Origin of the sequence: Rhodoferax sp. (genome assembly GCF_028688795.1) — a bacterium.
GTDB lineage: Bacteria > Pseudomonadota > Gammaproteobacteria > Burkholderiales > Burkholderiaceae_C > Rhodoferax.
The window spans coordinates 58,435-81,379 of the sequence record NZ_JAQTXM010000008.1; the positions used below are offsets into that span (position 1 = coordinate 58,435).

The 22,945-nt window shown below is 59.6% G+C and carries 22 protein-coding genes; 5 read left to right on the plus strand and 17 right to left on the minus strand.

Translation table 11 applies throughout. The features are described from left to right. Window positions 1-19: 19 nt before the first annotated feature. The 7 genes from PHQ58_RS07925 to PHQ58_RS07955 all read right to left on the minus strand — a co-directional run bounded on the left by PHQ58_RS07925 (window position 20) and on the right by PHQ58_RS07955 (window position 6,266). Window positions 20-643: a molecular chaperone TorD family protein gene (locus PHQ58_RS07925; RefSeq protein WP_300109467.1), complete on the minus strand. Its 624-nt coding sequence runs from the start codon at window positions 641-643 to the stop codon at window positions 20-22. Further along, window positions 640-2,742, minus strand: a complete 2,103-nt coding sequence (locus PHQ58_RS07930; RefSeq protein ID WP_300109470.1) for a 4Fe-4S dicluster domain-containing protein — start codon at window positions 2,740-2,742, stop codon at window positions 640-642. Before PHQ58_RS07930 ends, PHQ58_RS07925 begins: the two co-directional genes overlap by 4 nt. Further along, the gene (locus PHQ58_RS07935) at window positions 2,624-3,322 is read right to left on the minus strand and encodes a DUF3306 domain-containing protein (RefSeq protein WP_300109473.1); all 699 of its coding nucleotides are present in this window, start codon (window positions 3,320-3,322) and stop codon (window positions 2,624-2,626) included. The genes PHQ58_RS07930 and PHQ58_RS07935 overlap by 119 nt, the downstream gene beginning before the upstream one ends. Next, window positions 3,294-3,863 carry a DUF3305 domain-containing protein gene (locus PHQ58_RS07940; protein WP_300109476.1) on the minus strand — a complete coding sequence of 190 codons (570 nt, stop codon included), beginning with the start codon at window positions 3,861-3,863 and terminating at the stop codon, window positions 3,294-3,296. The genes PHQ58_RS07935 and PHQ58_RS07940 overlap by 29 nt, the downstream gene beginning before the upstream one ends. A 128-nt stretch (window positions 3,864-3,991) precedes the next feature. Next, window positions 3,992-4,492, minus strand: coding sequence for a disulfide bond formation protein B (locus PHQ58_RS07945; RefSeq protein WP_300109747.1), 501 nt, complete (start codon window positions 4,490-4,492; stop codon window positions 3,992-3,994). 86 nt (window positions 4,493-4,578) lie between these two features. Further along, window positions 4,579-5,190: an NAD(P)H-dependent oxidoreductase gene (locus PHQ58_RS07950; RefSeq protein WP_300109479.1), complete on the minus strand. Its 612-nt coding sequence runs from the start codon at window positions 5,188-5,190 to the stop codon at window positions 4,579-4,581. Window positions 5,191-5,348: 158 nt separating this feature from the next. Then, the gene (locus PHQ58_RS07955) at window positions 5,349-6,266 is read right to left on the minus strand and encodes a LysR family transcriptional regulator (protein ID WP_300109482.1); all 918 of its coding nucleotides are present in this window, start codon (window positions 6,264-6,266) and stop codon (window positions 5,349-5,351) included. A gap of 137 nt (window positions 6,267-6,403) precedes the next feature. On the opposite strand from PHQ58_RS07955, the gene PHQ58_RS07960 reads away from it, so the two are divergent. Further along, window positions 6,404-7,291, plus strand: a complete 888-nt coding sequence (locus PHQ58_RS07960; RefSeq protein ID WP_300109485.1) for a pirin family protein — start codon at window positions 6,404-6,406, stop codon at window positions 7,289-7,291. Here the strand turns inward: PHQ58_RS07960 and fdhF are convergent. The 3 genes from fdhF to apbC all read right to left on the minus strand — a co-directional run bounded on the left by fdhF (window position 7,288) and on the right by apbC (window position 13,088). Next, window positions 7,288-10,149 carry a formate dehydrogenase subunit alpha gene (gene fdhF / locus PHQ58_RS07965; protein WP_300109488.1) on the minus strand — a complete coding sequence of 954 codons (2,862 nt, stop codon included), beginning with the start codon at window positions 10,147-10,149 and terminating at the stop codon, window positions 7,288-7,290. The genes PHQ58_RS07960 and fdhF overlap by 4 nt on opposite strands. Further along, window positions 10,150-11,934: an NADH-ubiquinone oxidoreductase-F iron-sulfur binding region domain-containing protein gene (locus PHQ58_RS07970; protein ID WP_300109491.1), complete on the minus strand. Its 1,785-nt coding sequence runs from the start codon at window positions 11,932-11,934 to the stop codon at window positions 10,150-10,152. Between the two features lie 62 nt (window positions 11,935-11,996). Next, entirely contained in the window at window positions 11,997-13,088 is a 1,092-nt protein-coding gene (gene apbC / locus PHQ58_RS07975; protein ID WP_300109493.1) for an iron-sulfur cluster carrier protein ApbC, read from the minus strand. Window positions 13,089-13,230: 142 nt separating this feature from the next. On the opposite strand from apbC, the gene PHQ58_RS07980 reads away from it, so the two are divergent. After that, complete coding sequence (locus tag PHQ58_RS07980) at window positions 13,231-14,535, plus strand: patatin-like phospholipase family protein (protein WP_300109496.1); 1,305 nt, start codon at window positions 13,231-13,233, stop codon at window positions 14,533-14,535. Between the two features lie 28 nt (window positions 14,536-14,563). On the opposite strand, the gene nadA is transcribed toward PHQ58_RS07980, so the two are convergent. From nadA to PHQ58_RS08010, 6 genes are all read right to left on the minus strand, one after another. After that, entirely contained in the window at window positions 14,564-15,691 is a 1,128-nt protein-coding gene (nadA, locus tag PHQ58_RS07985) for a quinolinate synthase NadA (RefSeq protein WP_300109499.1), read from the minus strand. Between the two features lie 44 nt (window positions 15,692-15,735). Further along, complete coding sequence (gene nadC / locus PHQ58_RS07990; protein ID WP_300109502.1) at window positions 15,736-16,614, minus strand: carboxylating nicotinate-nucleotide diphosphorylase; 879 nt, start codon at window positions 16,612-16,614, stop codon at window positions 15,736-15,738. An 80-nt stretch (window positions 16,615-16,694) separates the two neighbouring features. After that, window positions 16,695-17,726 (minus strand): NAD(P)H-dependent glycerol-3-phosphate dehydrogenase, encoded by a 1,032-nt coding sequence (locus tag PHQ58_RS07995; RefSeq protein ID WP_300109505.1) that lies wholly within the window; start codon window positions 17,724-17,726, stop codon window positions 16,695-16,697. 50 nt (window positions 17,727-17,776) lie between these two features. Beyond that, window positions 17,777-18,235, minus strand: a complete 459-nt coding sequence (gene secB / locus PHQ58_RS08000) for a protein-export chaperone SecB (RefSeq protein ID WP_300109508.1) — start codon at window positions 18,233-18,235, stop codon at window positions 17,777-17,779. 72 nt (window positions 18,236-18,307) lie between these two features. After that, window positions 18,308-18,568 (minus strand): glutaredoxin 3, encoded by a 261-nt coding sequence (gene grxC, locus PHQ58_RS08005; protein WP_300109510.1) that lies wholly within the window; start codon window positions 18,566-18,568, stop codon window positions 18,308-18,310. Window positions 18,569-18,582: 14 nt separating this feature from the next. Continuing rightward, the gene (locus PHQ58_RS08010; RefSeq protein WP_300109513.1) at window positions 18,583-18,990 is read right to left on the minus strand and encodes a rhodanese-like domain-containing protein; all 408 of its coding nucleotides are present in this window, start codon (window positions 18,988-18,990) and stop codon (window positions 18,583-18,585) included. Between the two features lie 272 nt (window positions 18,991-19,262). Here PHQ58_RS08010 and PHQ58_RS08015 point away from each other — a divergent pair, with 272 nt between their 5' ends. Together PHQ58_RS08015 and PHQ58_RS08020 are read left to right on the plus strand one after the other, a co-directional pair. Continuing rightward, on the plus strand, window positions 19,263-20,735 hold the full coding sequence (locus PHQ58_RS08015) for a S41 family peptidase (RefSeq protein ID WP_300109516.1): 1,473 nt from the start codon (window positions 19,263-19,265) through the stop codon (window positions 20,733-20,735). A gap of 9 nt (window positions 20,736-20,744) precedes the next feature. Next, window positions 20,745-21,497, plus strand: coding sequence for a molybdopterin-synthase adenylyltransferase MoeB (locus tag PHQ58_RS08020; protein WP_300109518.1), 753 nt, complete (start codon window positions 20,745-20,747; stop codon window positions 21,495-21,497). Here PHQ58_RS08020 and PHQ58_RS08025 read toward each other — a convergent pair. Beyond that, complete coding sequence (locus tag PHQ58_RS08025) at window positions 21,486-21,950, minus strand: thermonuclease family protein (protein ID WP_300109521.1); 465 nt, start codon at window positions 21,948-21,950, stop codon at window positions 21,486-21,488. The genes PHQ58_RS08020 and PHQ58_RS08025 overlap by 12 nt on opposite strands. A 227-nt stretch (window positions 21,951-22,177) precedes the next feature. On the opposite strand from PHQ58_RS08025, the gene PHQ58_RS08030 reads away from it, so the two are divergent. Beyond that, complete coding sequence (locus PHQ58_RS08030) at window positions 22,178-22,945, plus strand: GGDEF domain-containing protein (protein ID WP_300109524.1); 768 nt, start codon at window positions 22,178-22,180, stop codon at window positions 22,943-22,945.

Genomic DNA, 22,945 nt, shown 5'->3' on the forward strand with positions numbered 1-22,945 from the left:
ATTTCACCCCACATCCCCCTCACGCCAGCATGTCAAACCCCTGCGCCTCCACGTTCATGAAGGCGCGGGTCAGCTCGGCTACGGCGGCGTAAAACCTGGCTTTGGGGTGACGTGCCAAGGTGTCGCACAGTTGCCCCACCCAGGACTGAATGTGCGCGGCAAAAAAGGTTTGTTGCTGCGTCAGGTTGGCCACGGCCGCATCGTCACCGGCAATCAGGTAGCGCATCACCTCAAACAGGTAGGCGATGTGGTCTTCGGTCTCACTCATGGTTTCATCACGCGCCAGGCCCAGACCATTGAGGTCGGTGCGCAGGCGCGCCAGCGGCTTTTCGTTCAAAAAACCGCTCAGGTAATGCGACGCATACAGGTACACCTCGGGCTTGCCGACACCGCCAAACAGGGTGTCGAACTCGGTGGCGATTTGTGCGTCGGTCATGTCACGGGCCACGCCCACCAATGCACGCCACGGCTCTTCCAGGAAGGCTCCCGCAGCCGGTGAGTCAGTGGCAGCAGCACGCAAGCCAGCTGTTAATTCAATAGCTGGTTGCGCATAATAAACGGGGGCGAGAAGCCCATAAAGCTCAGAACGAGCAGTTTCTTCGTCCAGCGCGCTGCTGGTGGTGGCGTCGGGCAATGGCATCATGATTGGATATCGGTGATTTTGATTTCGTTGTCGGCAGAATAAATGTCAATGACGCGGCAGTCACCGCACATTTTCAGGCGGTCCAGCGCAGCGCCCTGGAACATGCTGTGGCCTGACAGCTTGCTCAGCATGGCCTCGATGCCTTTGAGGGTGCCAAAGGGCTTGCTGCAACGCACGCAGGCGTACGGCTGCATCTCATTGAGCACAACAAACTCCTTGCGCTGGGGCGCCACGTTCAATTGAGGCACCAGCATGAGAGACTTTTCCGGGCATGTGGTTACGCACAAGCCGCACTGCACACAGTTCTTTTCGATGAAACGCAGTTGTGGTGCAGCGATGTTGTCGGCCAGCGCCGCGGCGGGACAAGCGTTGACGCAGCTCAGACACAGCGTGCAGGTGTCTTTGTTGATTTTGAGCGTGCCCAGCGGTGAGCCAATGGCAGGCAGGGCAATGGGGGTCACGTCTTGCTTGGGTGCGTGGGTGATCAGATGGTCCAGCGCCAATTCCAAAGTGGCCCGCTTGTCGGTCTGCACGGCAAAGCTGGCGTGGCGCGCAGGGGCTTGGGCGGGCGCGGCTTGCAGGTCATGGTCCAGCGCGGCCAGGTCACGCGCATCACGCACCTGCAGCAGTTTGAAATGTTCGCCCTGGTAACCCAGGCCGGTCAGAATGGTTTGCGCCACCGCCATCTGGCTGCGCACGGCGTCGGCATATTGCGGCGCTTCTTCATCGGTCATCAGCACCCAGACCTGGCTTGCACCGTAGGCCACGGCCGTGAGCCACAGCTCCAGCCCGGTCGATGAGGTGTGCCACAGCGACACCGGCAGCACGCGGGCCGGCACGCCATGGGTGCCGTCTTTTTGGCCCTTTTCAAGCTGTGCGGCGCGGCCCAGATCACCCAGCAGCTGCGCGCCCTTGCCTTGGCTGTGCAGCAGCAGCGCTGCGTCTTTGCCGCCGCTGCGCAGGTAGGTGGACAGCATGGTTTTCAGCTTGACACCCTGGTCGCTGGCGCGCGGGTAAGTAAAACTCATGGCCCCGGTGGGGCACACGGTGCTGCAGGTGCCGCAGCCCACGCACAAATTGGGGTTAACCTTGATTTGTTGATGACGCTTGTCGCTGCTGATGGCACTGGCCGAGCACACATCGATGCAGGCGGTGCAGCCTTCTTTTTCGTTGCGGCTGTGAGCGCAGAGCTTTTGCTTGTAGGTGAAAAATTTGGGCTTCTCAAACTCTCCCACCAGCTCGCGCCAAGCCAGCAGCGCCTTCAAATCGCGCCCATCCCAATGCAAATACCCTTGTGGTTTGGCGTGTTGGGTGAAGGCTGGCGTGGCGCGCAAATCCAGCACCAGATCGAAGGTGTCGGTGTGGCTTTGCGGCGTGCGATTGAAGTCGATGGCGCCAGCGACCTTGCAGACCTTGACGCAGGCGCGGTGGTCGTCGCAAGCTTTCAGGTCAATCTGATAGTCCAGCCCAATGGCGTCTTCTGGGCACACCGCCAGACAGGCGTTGCAGCGCGTGCACAAATCCAGGTCAATCGGGTTGTTTTGTTGCCAGGTCAACTCGAACGCGCCAAGCCAGCCAGCCAGTGTTTGAATTTGACCACCCAGCACCGGGTAACGGCGCTCTTGCGCTGCGCCCATGTCCCCCACGCCTTGGGTGAACAGCGTCACATCCAACCCATCACCCAACAGCTCGGCGGTGCGTTCTGCCGCGCCCAATTCGCCAATGATCAGTGTGCGCCCTGCACTCTTAAAAGTGACGGTCGCCACCGGATCGGGTTCTGGCAAATGCGCAGCAGCCAGCAGGGCAGCAATTTTGGGACTGGCCTTGGCGGCATCAAAGCTCCAGCCACCGGTTTCACGGATGTTGACAAACTTGATGGGGACAGTGCTGTTGGCCTGCCCGGCCAGCTCGCCAAACAGACGCGACTCTTGCGTGCACGCCACCACCAGCTCGTCGCCAGTGCCGGCAGCCTTCAAAAATTCAGCGGCTTCCCGGCGGCACAGGCTGGAATGCAGCGTCAGGGGTTCGTTCAGGCTCGCGCTCAAGGCCCTCGGGTCGAGCGGCATCGTCTGGTTGCAGTCGCAAATCAGTGTGGTCATGTGGGGTGTCTTCGATAGGGGTGGCTGAAGTTGACGTGGAGGCTGGGGCCTGGTCCGGCTCCTCGTCAAACAATTTCAAAAACTTGGCACTGGCCATCTGGCGCAGCATGGCGGCGGGCATGGGGTCAGGCTTGGCATAGTCGTCGATGTAAATGTCCAGACCGTCCATCACGTTGTAATGCGGATCGGTGAAGAGCTTTTTCATGGCGGCGTTGCGCACGTCTGGCGCCACGTCGCGCGAGACAAACGGGGCAAAACTGCTGTCAGCATTCAAGGCCTTGACGTCTTCCAAAGTCGGGGCTGGGACTGGGGCTAGGGCTGGTTTTTGCGTTACTGCAGCGCCTGCGCCCGGTTGCAGCGCGACGCCATCAGGCGCCAAGCCAGGCCGGGGGCCACGACCAGCCTCGCCAGCAACCGCTGTAACGCTTTGCTGCACGGCAGCCGCTGACAAATCAGCATCAGTAACGGGGGCTGTCGGCGTTGGCAACTCTGACACCGCCCTGCCCTCGCGCAGGGCTTGTTTGCGCTGCGACCAGCGGCCTAAAAATCCGTCAGCCACGGGCACCGCCTTGACCGCCACCAGATTTCTTCTCGGTGCTGATCGACACTGGGTTGCCAAACCGGTCGGTCAACGACCTGAAGCTCTCTGGCCGCTTGCGTCGCTTGAGTTCCACCACATGGTGCTCATCGACAAACGCCTTCAACCATTGCACCACGTCAGCAGGTGCTGCCACTTGCTCGACCGTTTCCTGTGCATCCAGCCATCGGCCGGCGTCGTAATAACTCAGACTCACCACCAGCGGGCGTGGAATGGGTTCATCGGCCACATTGGCTTCGTCATCCATGCGCCAAAGCACAAACCAGCTGGGCACATCAGTGCTGGCGTTCAAGTAGTAGCCTTCGCCATCGTCCGTGAACAATTCAACCCTCAAGCCACCGTGTAACCAGCGCTGAGTACTCTCATTTTGATAAAGCAGGCGCGGCTCTGTGCCAAAACCTGGCTCGTTCATGACCACATCTGCCAGCTCCCAGCGCCAAGGCTGCCAGCGGCTGGCAGAGCCGGTGTTTGCAACACGCTGCATGATCACAGCAACATCAAGGGAGGGGCGTGGGTGGCTCATATGGGCGTGAACTGTACCGGATTGGTCCGCTCAAGTCAGGTGGCAAAAGTAAACACCCTGCGTGTTGGCTGCTTGATTTGAATCATTGACCAACCATCGGCACGCAACACCCGGGCGATGGCCAAGGCTCAAGGCCTTTTTTTTGCTGCAAACGGTTGGGCCAGCAACGCCAATACGGCCGCCAGGGCAAGGCCTGACAAGGCGACGCCAATCCAGAAGGTGACCGAGTGCCCCAGAAAAGTCCAGCTGACCGTGCCACACATGGCGCGAGGTTCAAACACATTGGGCAGCCAGGTGTCCAGTGGCATCCAGTCCGGGAAACCCTTGAAACGCTTGCAACTGGCCTCCCCGCCCTCGCGCACCACGCGCTCCAGGTCAAGCAGCAGATAGATGCGGGACAAACTCCAACCCAAAGCAGCCAGCCAAGCAGCCAGCGCAACAAGGCGCACCGCCAGATACTTGGGAGCCAGCGCCCCCAACAATCCAGACAACCCAATGCAAAGGACACCAACGCGCACGTAAATGCATTCGTTGCAGGGTTCGACCTTCAGGACGTGCTGAAGGTACAGGGCCACCCCGTCCAAGGCCAGGGCAAGGGCAGCCAAGAGCAGCCAAGACCCGCGCTGCATTGACAAATATTTGACTTTTTTTAGCAAGTTGACACCTTTGAAAACTTCTATTGTCGACGCACTGACGCCCCAGGCGATGGCCAACCTCAGACCGTGGCAGCTGCCATCTCGGCACGCGCAGCGCTCATTGCGGCGGCCTTGGGCGCATCGCCCATGGCCAGGCCTTCAGCGCGAACAATGCGCACATCGGTGACGCCAAAGAAACCAAACACCACCTTGAGGTAACTCTCCTGGTGTTCCATGGCCTGGCCACCTTCGCTGGTGGCATAAGCGCCACCTCGTGTGGAGGCCACGATCACGGTTTTACCGGTGGCCAGACCCACCGGCCCGGTCTCAACGTACTTGAAGGTGCGGCCCGGTTGCGCCAGACGGTCAATCCAGGCCTTGAGTTGGGTCGGGATGGAGAAGTTGTAAAACGGGGCGCCAATGACGATCACATCAGCCGCCAGAAACTGGCTCACCAGTTGCTCGGACAAGGCGTTCTCGGCACGTTGTGCGGCGTTGGGCTCAGGTTGGGCAATGCCCTTCACGGCAATGGCATCGGCGCCGAAATGGCTGATCGGATTGGCCGCGACATCGAGGTATTCCACCGTGGTGTCGGGATGGCCCTTGAGCCATTGGGCCACGACTTCAGCGGTGAGCTGGCGCGAGGCGGAATAGCTGCCCAGGATGCCGGCGTCAACGTGCAGTAATTTCATGGTCAAGCTTCTTTCAGGTTAGAAGTGCCAGCACGGGCTGTGTTGGCGATGTGATTATTCTATTAACCGCATCATTTCCTGATAAGCCATGTCATTTGAGAAACATCATTCCAAAATTGAAACAATGATCCAGCAATACACGCCGGACCACACGGACCTCAAACTGGCACCTGAGCCAACGCTGCATGCAACATGTCAATAAAAACCCGTGTTTTAACTGGCATCAGCTTGCGCTCCGGGAACACCGCCCATGCCGTTTGGCTGGGCAAGCACCAGCCCGGCAAAACCCGTCGCAACGCACCACGGCGCACATCAGGCGCAGCAAAGTAATCCGGCACGGCCGCAATACCCGCGCCGGCGCAGGTCAACTTGATCAACAACTCGGGTGCATTGGCGCTGGCCCTGCCTGGCGGAACACCCTGCCAACGCTGCTCACCTTGCTGCAGTGTCCAACTGGCAGCCTCCCCATTGGCTTGCAGCATCCGAATGGCGGCATGCCGTGCCAGGTCATTAGGTTCAACCGGGTCCCCGTGTTCGGCCAAGTAACTGGGCGCAGCATACAAACCGAAAGAAAACACCGCCAGGCGCCGTGCCGCCAGCGAGGCGTCGTCAGGCAGGTTTCCAACGCGCAACACCACGTCAAAACCTTCACCCAGAAGATCAACGCGACGTGGTGACAAATCAAGCTCAAGCTGAATCGCTGGATAGAGCGCAATAAAAGCTGCCAGCGTGTCAGCCAGCAACAGGTTGGCAAAGTCACTGGGCATGGATACCCGCAAGCGCCCGCTCGGCGTGGCCTGGCGACGCTCGCTTAGAGCGGTCACGGCCTCCACCTCAAGCACAACCTGGCGCGCATGCTCGAGCATCTGCTGGCCAAATTCGGTCAAAGACTGGCGGCGCGTGGTGCGCAAGAGCAGGCGTTCGCCCAAGCGGTGTTCCAGTGCAGCCAGCCGACGCGACACGGTCGATTTGGGCAGCCCCATGCGATCTGCGGCACGGCTAAAGCTGCCCAACTCAGCCACGCTGGCAAAGATGAGCAGGTCGTTAGGGTCAACGGGGGGGCTTGATTGTTCCATTGTGGAATTAATCATATCCAATAGATGGGGTTATCAAAGTGATTGATGTTGAATAAACTACATCTACCTCAAATCACTGGGTTCTTCTCAATTGCAAGGTACCCACTGAGCCACCTGACTTCAAGAAGGAACTGGAAATGAACACTGCCATCAACAAACATACCGTTGACACCTCACGCACGGTTGAGCGGCTGGTTGCCGGCCAAGTCACCTCGGATGGCGCGGGCGTCAAACTGACCCGCGTGCTGGCGCAAGGCCTGCAGCAGCGCCTTGACCCGTTCCTGATGCTTGATGCCTTTGGCAGCGACCAGCCTGACGACTACATTGCCGGCTTTCCCGACCATCCGCACCGCGGCTTTGAGACCGTGACCTACATGATTGCCGGGCGCATGTTGCACCGTGACAGCGCCGGCCACCAAGGCCTGCTGGAAAACGGTGGTGTGCAGTGGATGACCGCAGCCAAGGGCGTGATCCACTCAGAGATTCCGCAGCAGGCAGAAGGTGTCATGGAAGGTTTTCAGCTCTGGCTGAACCTGCCCAAGCGCGAAAAGATGAATGCCCCCTGGTACCGTGACTTCAAAAACGACGATTTGCCGAAATTTGTAACCCAGCAAGGTGTGGCGGTGACCGTGATTGCTGGTGAAAGCCACGGCGTGGCAGGTGCCGTGACACGCGACACCACCGCGCCCAACTATTTGGATGTGCACCTGCCGGGTGGATCGCGTTTTGAGCAAAAACTGCCTGCTGGCCACAACGCTTTTGTCTATGTCTACCGCGGCGAGATCAGCATTGCCGGCAAGGGTGTGCCGATACAGCGCATGGCCATTTTGGCCAATGAGGTGCAGGCAGACGGTGTCGTGATCGAAGCCAGCGTTGACGCCAAGGTGTTGCTCATTTCAGGTCAGCCCCTGAAAGAGCCCATCGTGCAATACGGCCCGTTCGTGATGAACTCACAAGACGAGATTTACCAAGCCTTGAGCGATTTCCGCGATGGCCGGCTGGGTGAACCTGCGCAATCAGCCTAAACAGCGCGCAGCAGCGCTACCGCGCAATATTTGAACTCGGGAATTTTCCCCACCGGGTCAAGCGCCGGGTTGGTCAGCAGGTTGGCAGCCGATTCGCGGTAGGCAAAGGGCATGAACACCGTGCCATCGGGCGTGCCATCGTCCAGGCGCAACTGCACTTGCAAACTGCCGCGGCGGCTGCGTAAAGTGACCATGGCGCCGGGGGCCAAGCCTAATTTGCTCAACTCAGCCGCGTTGACGCTGGCAGTGGCCACAGGCTCCAGCGCGTCGAGCACTTCTGAGCGGCGTGTCATGCTGCCGGTGTGCCAATGCTCCAGTTGGCGGCCAGTGATCAACGTCAGGGGGTAGTCGGCATCGGGTTGCTCATTTGCCGGGGTCAGCCCAACACTGACCAACTGCGCACGGCCATTGGCGGTAGGGAACTGCTGCAAAAATACCGTGGGCTGACCGGGGTCGCTCTCGCTCAGGCACGGGTAGGTGACGCTGCCCTGACTTTCCAGCCGGTCCCACGACACACCAGTGATGCTGCTGCCCAGGCATTGGCGCATTTCCTCATACACCGCAGCCACGCCATGGTGGGCGCCTGCATACGTCCAGTTGACCAAAGTGCCTGCCTGCGCCGGCCCCATGCGCAAAGCAATTTGCTGGATGATCCACAAATCAGCCCGGGCCTCACCCGGCGCCTCAATCGCCTGACGACCCATCTGGACCATGCGATCGGTGTTGCTGACCGATCCGGTTTTCTCGGGCCAGGCAGTGGCGGGCAGCACCACGTCAGCTAACCAGGCGGTCTCGGTCATGAAAATGTCTTGCACCACCAAGTGGCTCAAGGCGGCTAGTGCCGCGCGCGCATGGTTCAAATCGGGGTCGCTCATGGCTGGGTTTTCGCCCTGGATGTACATTCCGCGCACCTTGTGCGGGTCAACCTCAGGCGCCAGCGCTTTATTCATGATCTCGACCACGGTGTAGCCTGGCTGAGCGTCAAGCTTTGTGCCCCAAAAGGCTTCGAACCAGGCGTGCACGGCGGGGGCATCCACATGCTGGTAGTTGGGAAACATCATTGGAATCAGGCCCGCGTCACTGGCGCCCTGCACGTTGTTTTGCCCACGCAAGGGGTGCAGGCCCGAGCCCGGTTTGCCGATTTGGCCACACACCATGCACAGTGCAATCAGCGCCCGCACGTTGTCAGTGCCGTGGGTGTGCTGGCTGACACCCATGCCCCAGAAAATCATCGCTGACTTGGCGCGGGCATAGGCGCGAGCCACTTCACGAATGGTGCCCGCTGCAATCCCGCAGACGTTAGCCATGGCCTCAGGGCTGTAGGCGGCCACACCTTCGCGCACCACCTGCACGTTGTCCACGCGTTGCGCCATGAAGGCCTCATTGGCCAAGCCTTCGTCAAACACGGTGTAGATCATGGCGTTGATCAAGGCCACGTCAGCGTCGGCCTTGAACTGCAGGTGACGCCAGGCATGTTGCGCCAGGTCTACGCCGCGCGGGTCGGCGGTCACGATGCGCGTGCCGCGCTTGGCGGCATTTTTCATCCAGCTGGCAGCCACCGGGTGGTTGGCAGCGGTGTTTGAGCCCATCACCAGCACGAAGTCGGCGTGCGCCACATCGTTAACCTGGTTGCTGACAGCACCAGAGCCCACACCCTCCAACAACGCGGCCACGCTGCTGGCATGGCACAGGCGGGTGCAGTGGTCGACATTGTTGCTGCCAAACCCGGTGCGCACCAGTTTTTGAAACAAATAGGCTTCTTCGTTCGTGCCTTTGGCGCTGCCAAATCCGGCCAAGGCCTTTGGGCCATGCACATCGCGCAGGGCTTTGAGGCTGCCGGCGGCCAGGTCCAGCGCCTCGTCCCAACTGGCCGGGCGAAACACCTGCGCCCAGTCGTCGGACGAGCGCAGCACGTTGACATCTTTGGGCACATCGGTGCGTCGAATCAGCGGCTGGGTCAGACGGTGCGGGTGGTGGATGTAGTCAAAGCCAAAGCGCCCTTTGACGCACAGCCGACTGTGGTTGGCTGGGCCATCGCGCCCGTCCACCCTGATGATTTTGTTGTCCGTGACGTGGTAGGTCAGCAGGCAACCGACACCACAAAACGGGCAGACCGAATCCACCGGTTGGTTCGCGGCGGGCTGTTGCAGCGCCACTTTGGCACTCAGGGCGCCGGTGGGACAAGCCTGCACACATTCGCCGCAAGCCACGCAACTGCTGCTGCCCATCGGGTCATCCAAGTCAAAAACAATCTGGCTTTTGCCGCCGCGCCAGGCCATGCCAATGACACCGTTGACCTGGGCCTCGCGGCAGGCGCGCACGCAGCGGCCGCACTGGATGCAGGCGTCCAGATTCACCGCCATGGCCGGGTGGCTGGGGTCCGGGGCGGGTTGTGCCCGCTGCAGGCTTTGCAAACTAGCGCGCACGGTGATACCCATGCGTTGTGCCCAATCGGTCAGTTCACCCAACCCGGCTGCTGGCAAATCAGACAGCAGCAACTCCAACACCATGCCCTGGCTCTTTTTGGCGCGCACTGAGTTGGCCTGCACTGCCATGCCGGGGGTCACGCTGCGGCAACAGCTTGGGGCTAACGCGCGCTCGCCTTGAACCTCCACCACGCAGGTGCGGCAATTGCCATCCGGGCGCAAGCCGTCCTTGAAACAGAGGTGCGGGATGTGCACGCCATGGCGCTGGGCGGCTTTGAGGATGCTTTCGCCGGGGTAAGCAGTGAGCGCCTGCCCGTCCAGGGTGAAAGGCACAGGGGCAGGTGTGGCGGGACTACCTGCCGTCGGGTGCGCCAATGCGGTGTCAGCTTGAGCCACTGCAGCGAGTTGAGAGGTTGAAGCAGCAGTCGTCATTCAGGACACCTCATGCGCAAAATACCTGAGCACGCTGAGCATCGGGTTGGGCGCTGCCTGGCCCAGGCCGCAAATGGACGCATCACCCATCACCTGGGCCAGGTCATGCAGGGTGGCCGAGTCCCACACGGGGGCTTGCATCAGCGCTGCGGCTTTGACGGTGCCAACACGGCACGGCGTACATTGGCCACAGCTTTCATGGGCGAAGAACTGCATGGCGTTGTGTGCGGCATCGCGCGCCCGATCCAACTGGCTGAGCACCACCACAGCGGCCGAGCCAATGAAGCAGCCATGCGGCTGCAAGGTGTCAAAGTCCAGCGGCAGATGCGACAGGCTGGCGGGCAAAATGCCGCCCGATGCACCGCCCGGCAGGTAAGCGTAAAGCGTGTGGCCGGGCAACATGCCACCGCAATAGTCGTCAATCAGCTCGCGCACACTGATGCCCGCCGGCGCCTGCCAAACCCCGGGGTGTGCCACCCGGCCACTCACGCTGAAACTGCGCAAGCCGCTGCGGCCCTGGCGGCCTTGTGTGCTCAACCACTGCGGGCCTTTTTCCACGATGTCACGCACCCAGTAAAGGGTTTCAAAGTTTTGCACCAGGCTTGGACGTCCAAACAGCCCGACCTCGGCCACATACGGTGGGCGCAGGCGGGGCTGGCCACGCTTGCCTTCAATGCTCTCGATCATGGCCGACTCTTCGCCACAAATGTAGGCCCCGGCGCCGCGGCGCAGCTCAATCTGCGGCAAGGGGCACGGCGGGTCGGCTTGTAGCGCGGCCAGCTCACGCATGAGCATGGCCCGCGCCGCGTGGTATTCATCACGCAAATAAATCACGCAGGCCTCGGTGCCCACCACCTGCGCGGCCACCAGCATGCCTTCCAGAAAGCGGTGGGGGTCGCGCTCCAGGTAGGTGCGGTCTTTGAAGGTGCCGGGCTCGCCCTCGTCAAGATTCACCGCCAGCAGGCGTGGTGCAGCTTGCTCACGCACGATGCGCCACTTGCGGCCCGTGGCAAAACCGGCGCCACCCAATCCCCGCAAACCTGCGTCTTCAACCACGCGCAGAACCTGCCCGACATCCTCTTCACCATTGACCAGCGCGGCCGCCAGTGCATAACCACCGGCGGCACGGTAGGCTTGATAAGATACAAAATTGATAGCTTCTTGCGCTTTATTGACTTGCTCTAGAGGCTCATCTTTCTTAAAAACACCGGGAAAATCAGCGATCTCGGACAACGCCTGTTGCACAGCGTTTTGGATCAAGGGCGCGGTCGCGTGCGGCACCGCTTGCTGGCCCACCAGCGCCGCCGGCGCCTGCTCGCAGCGCCCGATGCAAGGCGCTGGCAACACGCGCACACCATCGGCCAAACGGCCCGGCAGTTGGCGCAACAACGCATTGGCGCCGGCCATGGCGCAGCTCAAGCCGTCGCACACGCGCACAGTCACCACGGGTGCGGTCTGGTCGTCAGGCAAGATTAAAAAATGGTGGTAGAAGCTGGCCACCTCGAACACCTCGACCATGGGCAGCTTCATCTCGGCAGCCAAGCCCACCAGGTGGCGCTCAAACAGGGCGCGGTAATGGTCGTTGAGCACATGCAGGTGCTCAATCAGAAGATCTCGCCGATGGCCGTCAGGGGGCGCGCTGCCAATCAGGCCACGGACCTCGGCCAGGGCTTGCTCGCTGGCCTGCCGACCTTTCAGGTGACCGATGCGCCGGGCACGTTGCGCACTGGCGCGAAGCGAATCTGCTGTGGCCAGCGGCACGGACGAGTAGGTCTGTTTGGGCATGGCGCAGACTTTACCAAATCCCTGCGTCTGGCCAACGCCCCACCCCGCACGTCAAACCTGAATCAAGTTTCCTTGGAAATCTTGATCGATGGAAACTTCGACGAGAAGTCCTTGTTTTTCGCCGCAATCGCCAGCGCCACCTTGCGTGCCACGGCTTTGTACAGGCCCGCCACGTCACTGTCGGGGTCAGACACCACGGTTGGCTTGCCACTGTCGGCCTGCAGACGAATCTGCATGTCCAGTGGCAACGCACCGAGGTAATCCATGTTGTATTCCGTGGCCATTTTTTTACCGCCGTCAGCACCAAAAATGTGCTCAATGTGGCCACATTGGCTGCACACGTGCACGGCCATGTTCTCCACAATGCCCAAAATCGGCACACCGACTTTCTCAAACATCTTGATGCCTTTTTTGGCATCCAGCAGGGCAATGTCTTGCGGCGTGGTCACCACCACGGCGCCGGTCATGGGCACGCGCTGGCTCAGGGTGAGCTGAATGTCGCCGGTACCAGGCGGCATGTCCACGATCAAATAGTCCAAGTCTTTCCAGTTGGTCTGGCGCAGCAACTGCTCCAGTGCCTGGGTCGCCATGGGGCCACGCCAGATCATGGCCTCATCCTGCGCCACCAAAAAACCAATCGACATGACCTGCACGCCGTAGTTTTCCATGGGCTCCATGGTCTGGCCGTCGTCGCTTTCGGGACGACCCTCAATGCCCATCATCATTGGAATGCTTGGGCCGTAGATGTCGGCATCCAACAAACCGACGCTGGCGCCTTCTGCGGCCAGTGCCAGTGCCAGATTGACCGCCGTGGTGCTCTTGCCAACGCCGCCCTTGCCAGAGGCCACAGCCACAATGTTTTTTACCTTGGGCAGCAAGGCCACGCCACGCTGCACCGAGTGCGCGGTGATTTTGGTGGTGACGTTGACCGACACGTTGGCCACACCCGCCACACTCTTGGCAGCGGCAATGAGTTCCTTGCGAAAGCCAGGAATCTGGCTTTTGGCAGGGTAGCCCAGCTCAACGTCAAATGCCACGTCGTCGTCCGTGATGGTGAGGTTTTTGATGGCTTTGCTCGACACAAAGTCACGCCCGGTATTGGGATCAATGACACCCTTGAGGGCATCGATTACGGTTTGCTCAACTACTGCCATGTATGTTTCTCCTAAGGGGGCTGTAGTCTAGCCAAGATAAGCTTGACCTTATTGAACTGGGCAAATCGGGGTTTACCCGCCTAGGGTTCACCCGCAACGTTTGACCCGATAGAAACCGCCATTCACTACCGATAATCAATTCATGACTAGCGCCCCGCTTATTCCGGCTGAATCCCCCAATGAACACCGCCTTGGCACGGCCTTGATGCTTTCTGGTGGTGGCTCTCGTGCCGCTTACCAAGTGGGTGTGCTGGAGGCCATTGCCGACATCCGAAAAGCTGCCGGTGCGCTCACGCATCCCAACCCGTTCCCGATCATCACCGGCACCTCGGCCGGTGCCATCAACGCCGCGTCGCTGGCCTGCGGGGCGGACGACTTTGACACAGCCGTCAGACGCATTGCCGAGGTCTGGCGAAATTTTCATGCGCAGCAGGTCTATCTGGCGGACTCGGTGCGTATGCTGCGCGCGGGCAGCTCATGGCTGACGCTGTTGTCGCTGGGCTGGGTCATTGCCAAATGGCGACGCACCAAGCCGCGCTCGCTGCTGAACAATGCACCACTGGCTGAACTGTTGGAGCATCTGGTGCCACTGAGGCGCCTGCCAGCCTTGATCCGCAGCGGCCAGGTTCAGGCGCTGGCGGTCACGGCCTCAAGCTACAGCTCGGGCGAACACATCACTTTTTTTGAGGGCGACAAGCGCCTGATGCCCTGGGTGCGCTCAGACCGGCGCGCCGTGCGCGACCGCATCACCCACGACCACTTGCTGGCGTCGTCGGCAATTCCCTTCGTGTTTCCAGCCACAGCGTTGCAAGTTGACGGCGTGACACAGTATTTTGGTGATGGCTCGATGCGCCAGTCAGCCCCGATTGCCCCGGCCATCCATCTGGGTGGCAGCCGCATTCTGGTGGTGGGTGCGGGACGCATGAACGAGCGCAAAAGCGAGTCCTGTTTGCCAGTTAACAGCAGTTACCCGTCCATGGCACAGATCGCCGGGCACACACTCTCGAATATTTTTCTGGACGCGCTGGCGGTCGATGTTGAGCGCATCCGTCGCATCAACCAGACGCTCAGCCTGGTCCCGGCCGACTTGCGCAACGCCAGCAATTTGCGGCCGGTGGACTTGTTGTTGATCTCACCGTCGCAGCGCATTGACGGCATTGCCGAGCACCATGTGAAGTCCCTGCCCGAAGCCGTGCGCAACATGCTGGGGGCCAAGTCATCGTCCAAAACAGCCGAGGTCAAAGGCTCGGCACTGGCCAGCTACTTGTTGTTCGAACAAGGCTTTACCCAGGAACTCATGGCCTTGGGCTACGCCGACGCAACACGCCAACGGGCCGATATTCACAAGTTTTTCGGCTGGACTGATCCCAACCCGGCACCCATTACCGCGCAGTTTAAGCCGCCCCCAGGCATCGAGCGCAGGCGCGATCCGTTGCGGCTGCGCTAAATTGAAAGTGCGGCGGGAGCAACAAGCCTCACGCCGCGCCAATCATCGGTACCAAGCTGCCAGCATCCTGCCCTCCTTTGAGCGCAGCGGTGAACGCCAACATGCGGTCAATCGGCAATCTGGCCCGGGGGATGATGGCCGGGTCCACAAACACCTCATTGGCACCAGTTTCCAGCACACGGGCCACGTCCGCCAGGCTGTTCATGGCCATCCACGGGCAATGCGCACAGCTTTTACAGGTGGCGCTGTTGCCTGCAGTGGGCGCTTCCATAAATACCTTGCCCGGGTTGAGTGTGCGCAGTTTGTGCATCATGCCGTTGTCGGTGGCCACGATGAATTCTTTGGCATCCATCTCGCGGGCGGCTTTCAAGATGCCAGACGTGGAGCCCACCGCATCGGCCAGGGCGATCACATCGGCTGGCGACTCGGGGTGGACCAGCACCTTGGCGCCTGGGTGCTGTTGTTTCAGGCTTTGCAGCTCAAAGGCCTTGAATTCGTTGTGAACGATGCAGGAGCCGTTCCACATCAGCATGTCGGCGCCGGTCTCGCGCTGGATGTAGCCGCCCAAATGCCGGTCTGGCGCCCACAGGATTTTGTGACCCCGGGCTTTCAAGGCAGCCACGATGTCGAGCGCGCAGCTGGAGGTCACAAGCCAGTCCGAGCGCGCCTTGACCTCGGCACTGGTGTTGGCGTAAACCACCACGGTGCGGTCAGGGTGGGCATCGCAAAACGCACTGAACTCATCCACCGGGCAACCCAGATCAAGCGAACAGGTGGCCTCCAGGTCAGGCATCAGCACGCGCTTTTCGGGGGACAAAATCTTGGCCGTTTCGCCCATGAAACGCACACCGGAGACCACCAGGGTTTGCGCGGCATGGTCGCGGCCAAAACGCGCCATCTCCAATGAGTCGCTGACCAAACCACCGGTTTCTTCGGCCAAGTCCTGCAAGTCAGGGTGCACGTAATAGTGCGACACCATCACGGCGTTTTTTTCTTTGAGCAAACGGCGAATCTTGTCCTTCAACACCGCACGCTCTGCCTGGCTGGGCTCTTCTGGCACGCGTGCCCAGACGTGTTTGGTGGCGCACACGGCGCCACCGGCTGCAGACCCAAGTTGAGGCTGTTCGTAGTCAACTTCTTTCAAGGCGTTTGTCATGAGGGCTTTCCTTATTTCAAAAATACCGGGTACCAGGGGCCAACTCAGAGCGTCTCGGCAGCAAAACGCATGGAAAAATCAATGGCTTTGACATCTTTTGTCAAGGCGCCGATCGAGATGCGGTCAACGCCGGTGGATGCAATGGCACGCACGGTGGCCAGATTGACGCCGCCCGAAACTTCCAGAATCGCCCGGCCCGCGTTGAGGCGCACGGCCTCGTGCAGCTGCGCCAGACTCATGTTGTCCAGCAAGACCATGCTGGCACCAGCGTCCAGCGCCTCGCCAAGTTGAGCCAGGGTCTCGACCTCAATCTCAATGAACTTGGCCGTGGGTGCAACCTGTGCCGCGCGGCGCAGCACCTGGGCCACGCCACCGGCTGCCGCGATGTGGTTTTCCTTGATCAACACGGCGTCATACAAACCCAGCCGGTGATTGGTACCGCCGCCTGTCAACACCGCGTATTTTTGCGCCAAACGCAGTCCAGGCAGTGTTTTTCGGGTGTCGACGATGCGAGCGTGGGCTCCTGGCACAGCACGCACAGCTTGTACAAAATCGCTGGTCTTGGTGGCCACAGCGCTGAGCAGCTGCAAAAAATTCAGGGCGGTGCGCTCGGCGGTCAAGAGCGCGCGTGCCTGGCCATGGATTTCAAGCACCACCTGGTCGGCCTCACAACGGTGGCCCTCAGGCACATACCAGATGACATCTACGTCAGGATCCATCTGTCGCAGAGCAGCTTGCACCCAGGGTTCACCGCAAATAACGGCGCTTTCCCGCGCCAGCACGCGGGCGCTGGCGCGCACGGCCGGGTCAACCAAACCAGCGGTCAAGTCGGCTGCACCAACGTCTTCCTGCAAGGCCCTGACGACATCGGCACGGGCCAGATCGGCCACAAAGGCGGGTGAAAAATCTGAATGAACAGTCATGTCAAAGGCTCCGGAAGATGAAATGCCACATTTTTCGAGTGTGTTTGCAGCGTGCCTGTTCAACGCGTCTTTTCGACGTATCAGGCGGACAACGCCACACCCGCTTGCTCCACGGTAGGCTCACGCCCCATCAGGGCCACCACGGCTTGCGGCGGGGTCAGCTGACCATCAAGCAAGGCCACCACGGCTTGCGCAATGGGCATGTCCACACCCAGATGGGCAGCACGTTGCACCACCGTGCGGGCGCTGTACACACCTTCCGCCACATGGCCCAGCGAGGCAATGGCCTGGGTCAGGGTTTGCCCCTGCGCCAGCGCCAGCCCCACTTGCCGGTTGCGCGACAAGTCGCCGGTGGCGGTCAGCACCAAGTCACCCAGCCCGCTCAAGCCCATGAACGTGGTGGCCTGCGCCCCCAGCGCCACGCCCAACCGGGTCATCTCGGCCAGGCCACGGGTGATCAGGGCGGCGCGCGCGTTCAGGCCAAGTTGCAGGCCGTCACACAATCCCGTGGCAATGGCCAGCACGTTTTTTACCGCGCCACCCACTTCCACACCCACGATGTCATCGTTGGCATAGACCCGCAGCGAGGGGCTGTGAAACGCGGCCACCAGCGCCTGGCGCACAGCGTCATGCGCACTGGCCGCCACCAAAGCGGTGGGTTGGCCACGCGCCACTTCCAGCGCAAAGCTGGGACCACTGAGTACACCAGCTATTAAATCAGGAGCTATCTGCGCTTGTATTTCATGGGCTAAAAGTCCAAAAGGCTCGGAAGTTGGGGCTTCAAAGCCTTTGCACAACCAAGCCACTGGCGCCCGGCAAGTGGCCACGGCCGTGAGCATCTGGCGCAGGGCTGCCATCGGCGTGGCAATCACCACCAGATCAGCGTCTGCCACCAGCGTATCAAGGTGGGCCAAGGGCACGGCACTAAAACCCAGCGCAGGCGGCAGAACCACACCGGCCAGGTAACGCCGGTTTTCATGCTGTACTTGCAGCAGTTGGCACTGCGCAGCTTCCCGCGCCCACAGCGTGACCGTGTGCCCGGTGGCCTGTGCGCTGGCACTTGCCGCCAGGGCTGTGCCCCAGGCCCCCGCTCCCAATACTATGATTTTCATAGTTACATACGCGATATAAATAAGGGCCAGAGCACTAAAAGGCTAAATTTTTACTGAGCCAGTGCCGGTTCAGCCTGGGTAGCTTGCTGTTGTTGCTGTTGCTCGTACATCGCCTGGAAGTTGATTTCAGACAAATGCACGGGCGGGAAACCGGCGCGCTGAATCAAGTCGGCCACATTGCCGCGCAGGTAGGGGTAGACAATTTGCGGGCAGGCAATGCCCATGATTTGGCCCATTTGCTCTTGCGGCAGGTTGCGAATCTCGAAAATACCGGCTTGAGTGGCTTCCACCAAAAACACGGTTTTGTCGTTGATTTTGGTTTGCACGGTGGCCGTGACCGACACTTCATACACACCATCGGCCACCGGCGCAGCATTCACACCCAGCTGAATGTCCACCGTGGGCTGCTCTTGCACCAACAAAATGGCAGGTGAGTTAGGTTGCTCAAGAGACGCTTCTTTCAAGTAGACGCGTTGAATTTGAAAAATTGGGTCTTGGGTATCTGCCATGAGGGTCTTTCAGTTAATAAATTAAAACGCCTGTGCCAATGGGGTGCAAGCACAGGTGTGCGGTAAATTATCTCAGGCGGCTTGCAGCAGCGGCATCAAGCCGCCTTTGGCATCCAGCGCCACCAAATCATCGCAGCCACCCACGTGCGTGCTGCCAACGAATATCTGGGGCACGGTGCGGCGATGAGTGGTGGCCATCATGTGATCGCGCTCAGCAGGGTTCAGATCAATGCGGATCTCTTCAATAGTCTCAACGCCACGGGCTTTGAGAAGTTGTTTGGCACGAATGCAGTAAGGGCAAACGGCGGTGGTGTACATCTTGACGGCTTGCATGGCGCGCTCCTGGTTCAGGCTTTTTCGATTGGCAAATTGGCACTGCGCCAAGCGCCGATACCACCGGACAGCGAATGGGCGTTGTCGAACCCAAGTTTCTTGGCAATCCCCACGGCACTTCTGCTGCGCGCGCCCGACTGGCATACCAGAATCAGCGGCAGCGCCTTGTTCTTGACCGTGGTGGCCAACTTGCCTTCAAGTTGCCCCAAGGGGATGTTTTTGGCACCCACCACGTGACCTGCGGCAAATTCAGCGGGCTCGCAAATATCAATCACCACGGCCTTTTCGCGGTTAATCAGTTGCACCGCACCGTCGGCACTGAGCGCGCCGGGGCCAGCACCATTGATCATGGGCCACATCAGCATGCCGCCAGCAGACAATGCCACAGCGATCAACATCCAGTTATCGAGAATAAATTTCACTTAAAAATCCTTAGGTTAAGCGTGAGCCAAGCTGACTATTTTAGAATGCGCCAGCGCACTTAGCGGACTTGAATATCCCTAATGGCATGCTGCTTGTGCAAGAACTCGACAACCACATCAACCCGCTTCACCCGTACCATTAGGGTGAAGCCGTTGCGGTTGCTGGGGTTGTATGAGAATAAAACTGGTTTTTTGCGTCTGACAGGGAACACTGACGACGCTACATCGTCCAATCGCTTCACATTAACTCGCTCACAAGCGCTGGAAACACCATGGGTCAAAAACTGAAAATTGCCGGCTGGGTCTCGGTCGGTGTCTTTGCCGGGGCCTTGACGACCGTGTCGTTGCAAACCGTGGCACGTGGCACCTTGGCGCCGTTGCCGCTGGAGGAGTTGCAGCAACTGGCCGCTGTCTTTGGCATGGTCAAGAGCAACTACGTTGAGCCGGTTGATGAGAAAAAACTCATCACCGATGCCATCGCCGGCATGGTGGCCGGGCTCGACCCACACTCGGTTTACCTCGACAAAAAGTCTTTGAAGGATTTCAACGAAGGCACCACCGGAAAATTTGTCGGCGTGGGCATTGAAATTTCGCAAGAAGACGGACTCATCAAGGTGGTGTCCCCGATTGAGGACTCACCGGCCTTTCGTGCCGGGCTCAAGCCCAACGATCTGATTGTCAAAATTGACGATACACCGGTGAAGGGCATGACGCTCAACGAAGGTGTCAAGCGCATGCGTGGCGAGCCTGGCACCAAAGTGCTCTTAAGCATTTTCCGCAAGGAAGAAAACCGCACCTTCCCGGTCACCATCGTGCGTGAAGAAATCAAGACCCAGAGCGTGAAGTCCAAAGTGATCGAGCCTGGCTACGGCTGGATTCGCCTGAGCCAGTTCCAGGAACGCACGGTGGCTGACTTTTCCCGCAAGATGGAAGAAATGTACAAGCAAGATCCCAAGCTGAAAGGCCTGGTGCTTGATTTGCGCAACGATCCAGGTGGTTATCTGGACGCTGCCGTGGCCATTTCTGCGGCCTTTTTGCCCGAAAACGTCACCGTGGTCTCGGCCAATGGCCAGTTGCCTGAGAGCAAGTTCACCTACAAGGCCGCACCCCGCTATTACCAGCGCCGAGGCGGGCCAGATCCACTCAAACACCTTGAAGAAGTGACCCATGGTGCACTGAAGTCTGTCCCATTGGTGGTGTTGGTCAATGAAGGCTCAGCCTCGGCCAGCGAGATCGTTGCCGGTGCCCTGCAAGACCACAAACGTGCCAAGGTACTGGGCAACCAGACGTTTGGCAAGGGTTCAGTGCAAACTGCCGTCTGTCTCGATTCTGCTTTTCGAATGGACAACTGCCCCACAGCTGCCCTCAAGCTCACCACCAGCCGGTACTACACCCCCAGCGGCAAATCGATCCAGGCTAAGGGCATCGTGCCTGACGTGATGGTGGACGAAACTGAAGAAGGCAACCTGTTTGCAGCGCTGCGCACCCGTGAGGCTGACCTTGAAAAGCACCTCGCCAGTGGCCAGGGCGCCGAGGTGAAAGACGCCGCGCGCGAAAAGGCCCGAGAAGAGGCCCGCATCAGGCTGGAAGAAGAAATGAAGAAACCTGCATCCGAGCGCAAGTTGCCAGAGTTCGGTACAGCCAAAGACTTCCCCCTGATGCAGGCCATCAACCAGCTCAAGGGCCAGCCGGTGATGGTCAGCAAGACGCTGGTTGAACGCCCGGAAGAAAAGAAAGAGAACTAAAGGCAACGCGTGAACGATGACGACCTGCTGCGCTACTCGCGCCACGTTCTGCTCAACGAGATCGGCATAGAGGGCCAGAGACTTATTCTGGATGCCAAAGTGTTGATCATCGGTGCGGGTGGTTTGGGCTCACCGGTGGCGCTTTACCTGGGCTCGGCCGGTGTCGGGCACATCACGGTGGTTGACCATGACACCGTGGACATGACCAACTTGCAGCGTCAGGTAGCCCACACTGTGGCGCGTGTGGGTAGCCCAAAAGTCTCCTCCATTCAATGCGCCATCGCCGAGATCAATCCCGGCGTACGCGTCACGGCGATCCAAAAACGCGCCGACGCCGCGTTGCTGGATGAACTGGTGGCGCAGGCTGATGTGGTGCTGGACTGTTGCGACAATTTCGCAACAAGGCACGCCATCAACATTGCCTGTGTGGCGCACAAAAAACCGCTGGTCTCGGGTGCAGCGATTCGCTTTGACGGCCAGATCAGCGTCTATGACGCCCGCGATGCGCGCTCACCCTGCTACGCCTGCGTATTTCCGCCAGAAGCTACTTTTGAAGAAACACGTTGCGCCACCATGGGTGTATTTGCACCGCTGGTCGGCATCATTGGCACCATGCAGGCCGCTGAAGCGCTCAAACTGATCAGTGGCGCCGGCAAACCACTGACCGGACGGTTGCTGATGCTTGATGGCCGGGCCATGGAGTTCACTGAGGTGCGTATTGGCCGTCACACAAGTTGCCCGGTGTGTGGTTCAGCGGCTTGAACTTTTAGCGCTCCAGGACTGCCCCGAATAACAGCTGCCAACGCGTTTGCGGAAATCACGCGGCAATTCAGCGGCAGGGTCAGCGAACAAGCCCAAACGGGAGGCCCTGGCGTGACTTTCTTGCGCGGCATATGGCCCCAGACTTCTGCGCCACCGGTTCGACCAGGCTTGGCCCGACTGCACCATGAGCGCAGCCACATCCTTTTCACCAACCCAAATCCGCGCCAACCCGCGGCCATAGTCGTCCTGATATTTCACCGTCACCAACACAGTTTTGTCTGCCACCAACCGACTTAGCGCATGGCGCGATGTTTCACCACCGGCCTGACAGATTTCAGGAGCATCCAGCCCTTGCAGGCGCAGCTTGCGTGGTGCACGCCCATCGGCCGGTTTCACCCACAAAGTGTCCCCATCGGACACACGGGTTACCTGCCCCGAATACGTCTCAGCCATGCCCCAGCACGGCAAAAAAAGAAAGACCCAAGCCGCATAACGCCACATGCTAGACACCTCAAAAATCGAGTCCTTTGGCCACCATCCAAACGACGACTGACAGCTTCAAACGCTCACAAAACAAAGCACATTCACGCCTTGTTTGAAGTATCAGCGCAAAGATGAACCTGTTAGACTTTAAAGCTCCAATACCTGAATCTTTGGTGACTTTATTGTCTTCATCCTCCATGATTGACCCACATAAATTGCGCTTGAACGATGCGCGCGCGCTGCTGGAGCATGGGACCTATGCACTGCCAGAATTCGGGTCTGATCCTCACGCTTACGTCCAAGCGGTGATTGACCGGCTGTGTGAGCTTTCCCAGAAAGACCCACTGACAGGTTTGGCCAATCGACGTTATTTCCAGAACGTGCTCTCCCGTGAAATAGAAGTGGTGGCCCGCTCGGGTGAACCGGCTTTGTTGCTCATGCTTGACATTGACCACTTCAAGCATGTCAACGACACCTATGGCCATCCAACTGGGGACGTGGTGCTGCAGGCCGTTGCCAAAACCCTCGCCAAATGTATTCGCTCCATGGACACCGTGGCGCGCTTTGGCGGCGAAGAATTTGTCATCATCCTGCCCAGTTGCCAGGGCCACTACGGCCATCAGGTCGCCGAGCGTATTCGGGAATCCGTGAGTGCCTTGCGCGTTAGCTTGCCAACAGGCATCAGCGTCCGGGTCACCCTCAGCATTGGCGGCGCCTACGCACCACGCTGGGTGCGATCCACCCCTGAATTGTGGGTAGATCGTGCTGATCTTGAGCTGTACCGTGCCAAATCCGAGGGCCGCAACCGGGTGTGCATTGAGCCGCAGCCCGTGCTGTCAGTCAGCGCAGAGGAAAAAAGTTTGTTATTTGGTCCGCTTTCTCTGGGTGATCCAGCCTGGATTGAGAGTTTGGCGAATGAAAATTCTGTCGGTTCATCGGGCAGTGCAATGAATAGGGTGAACTGA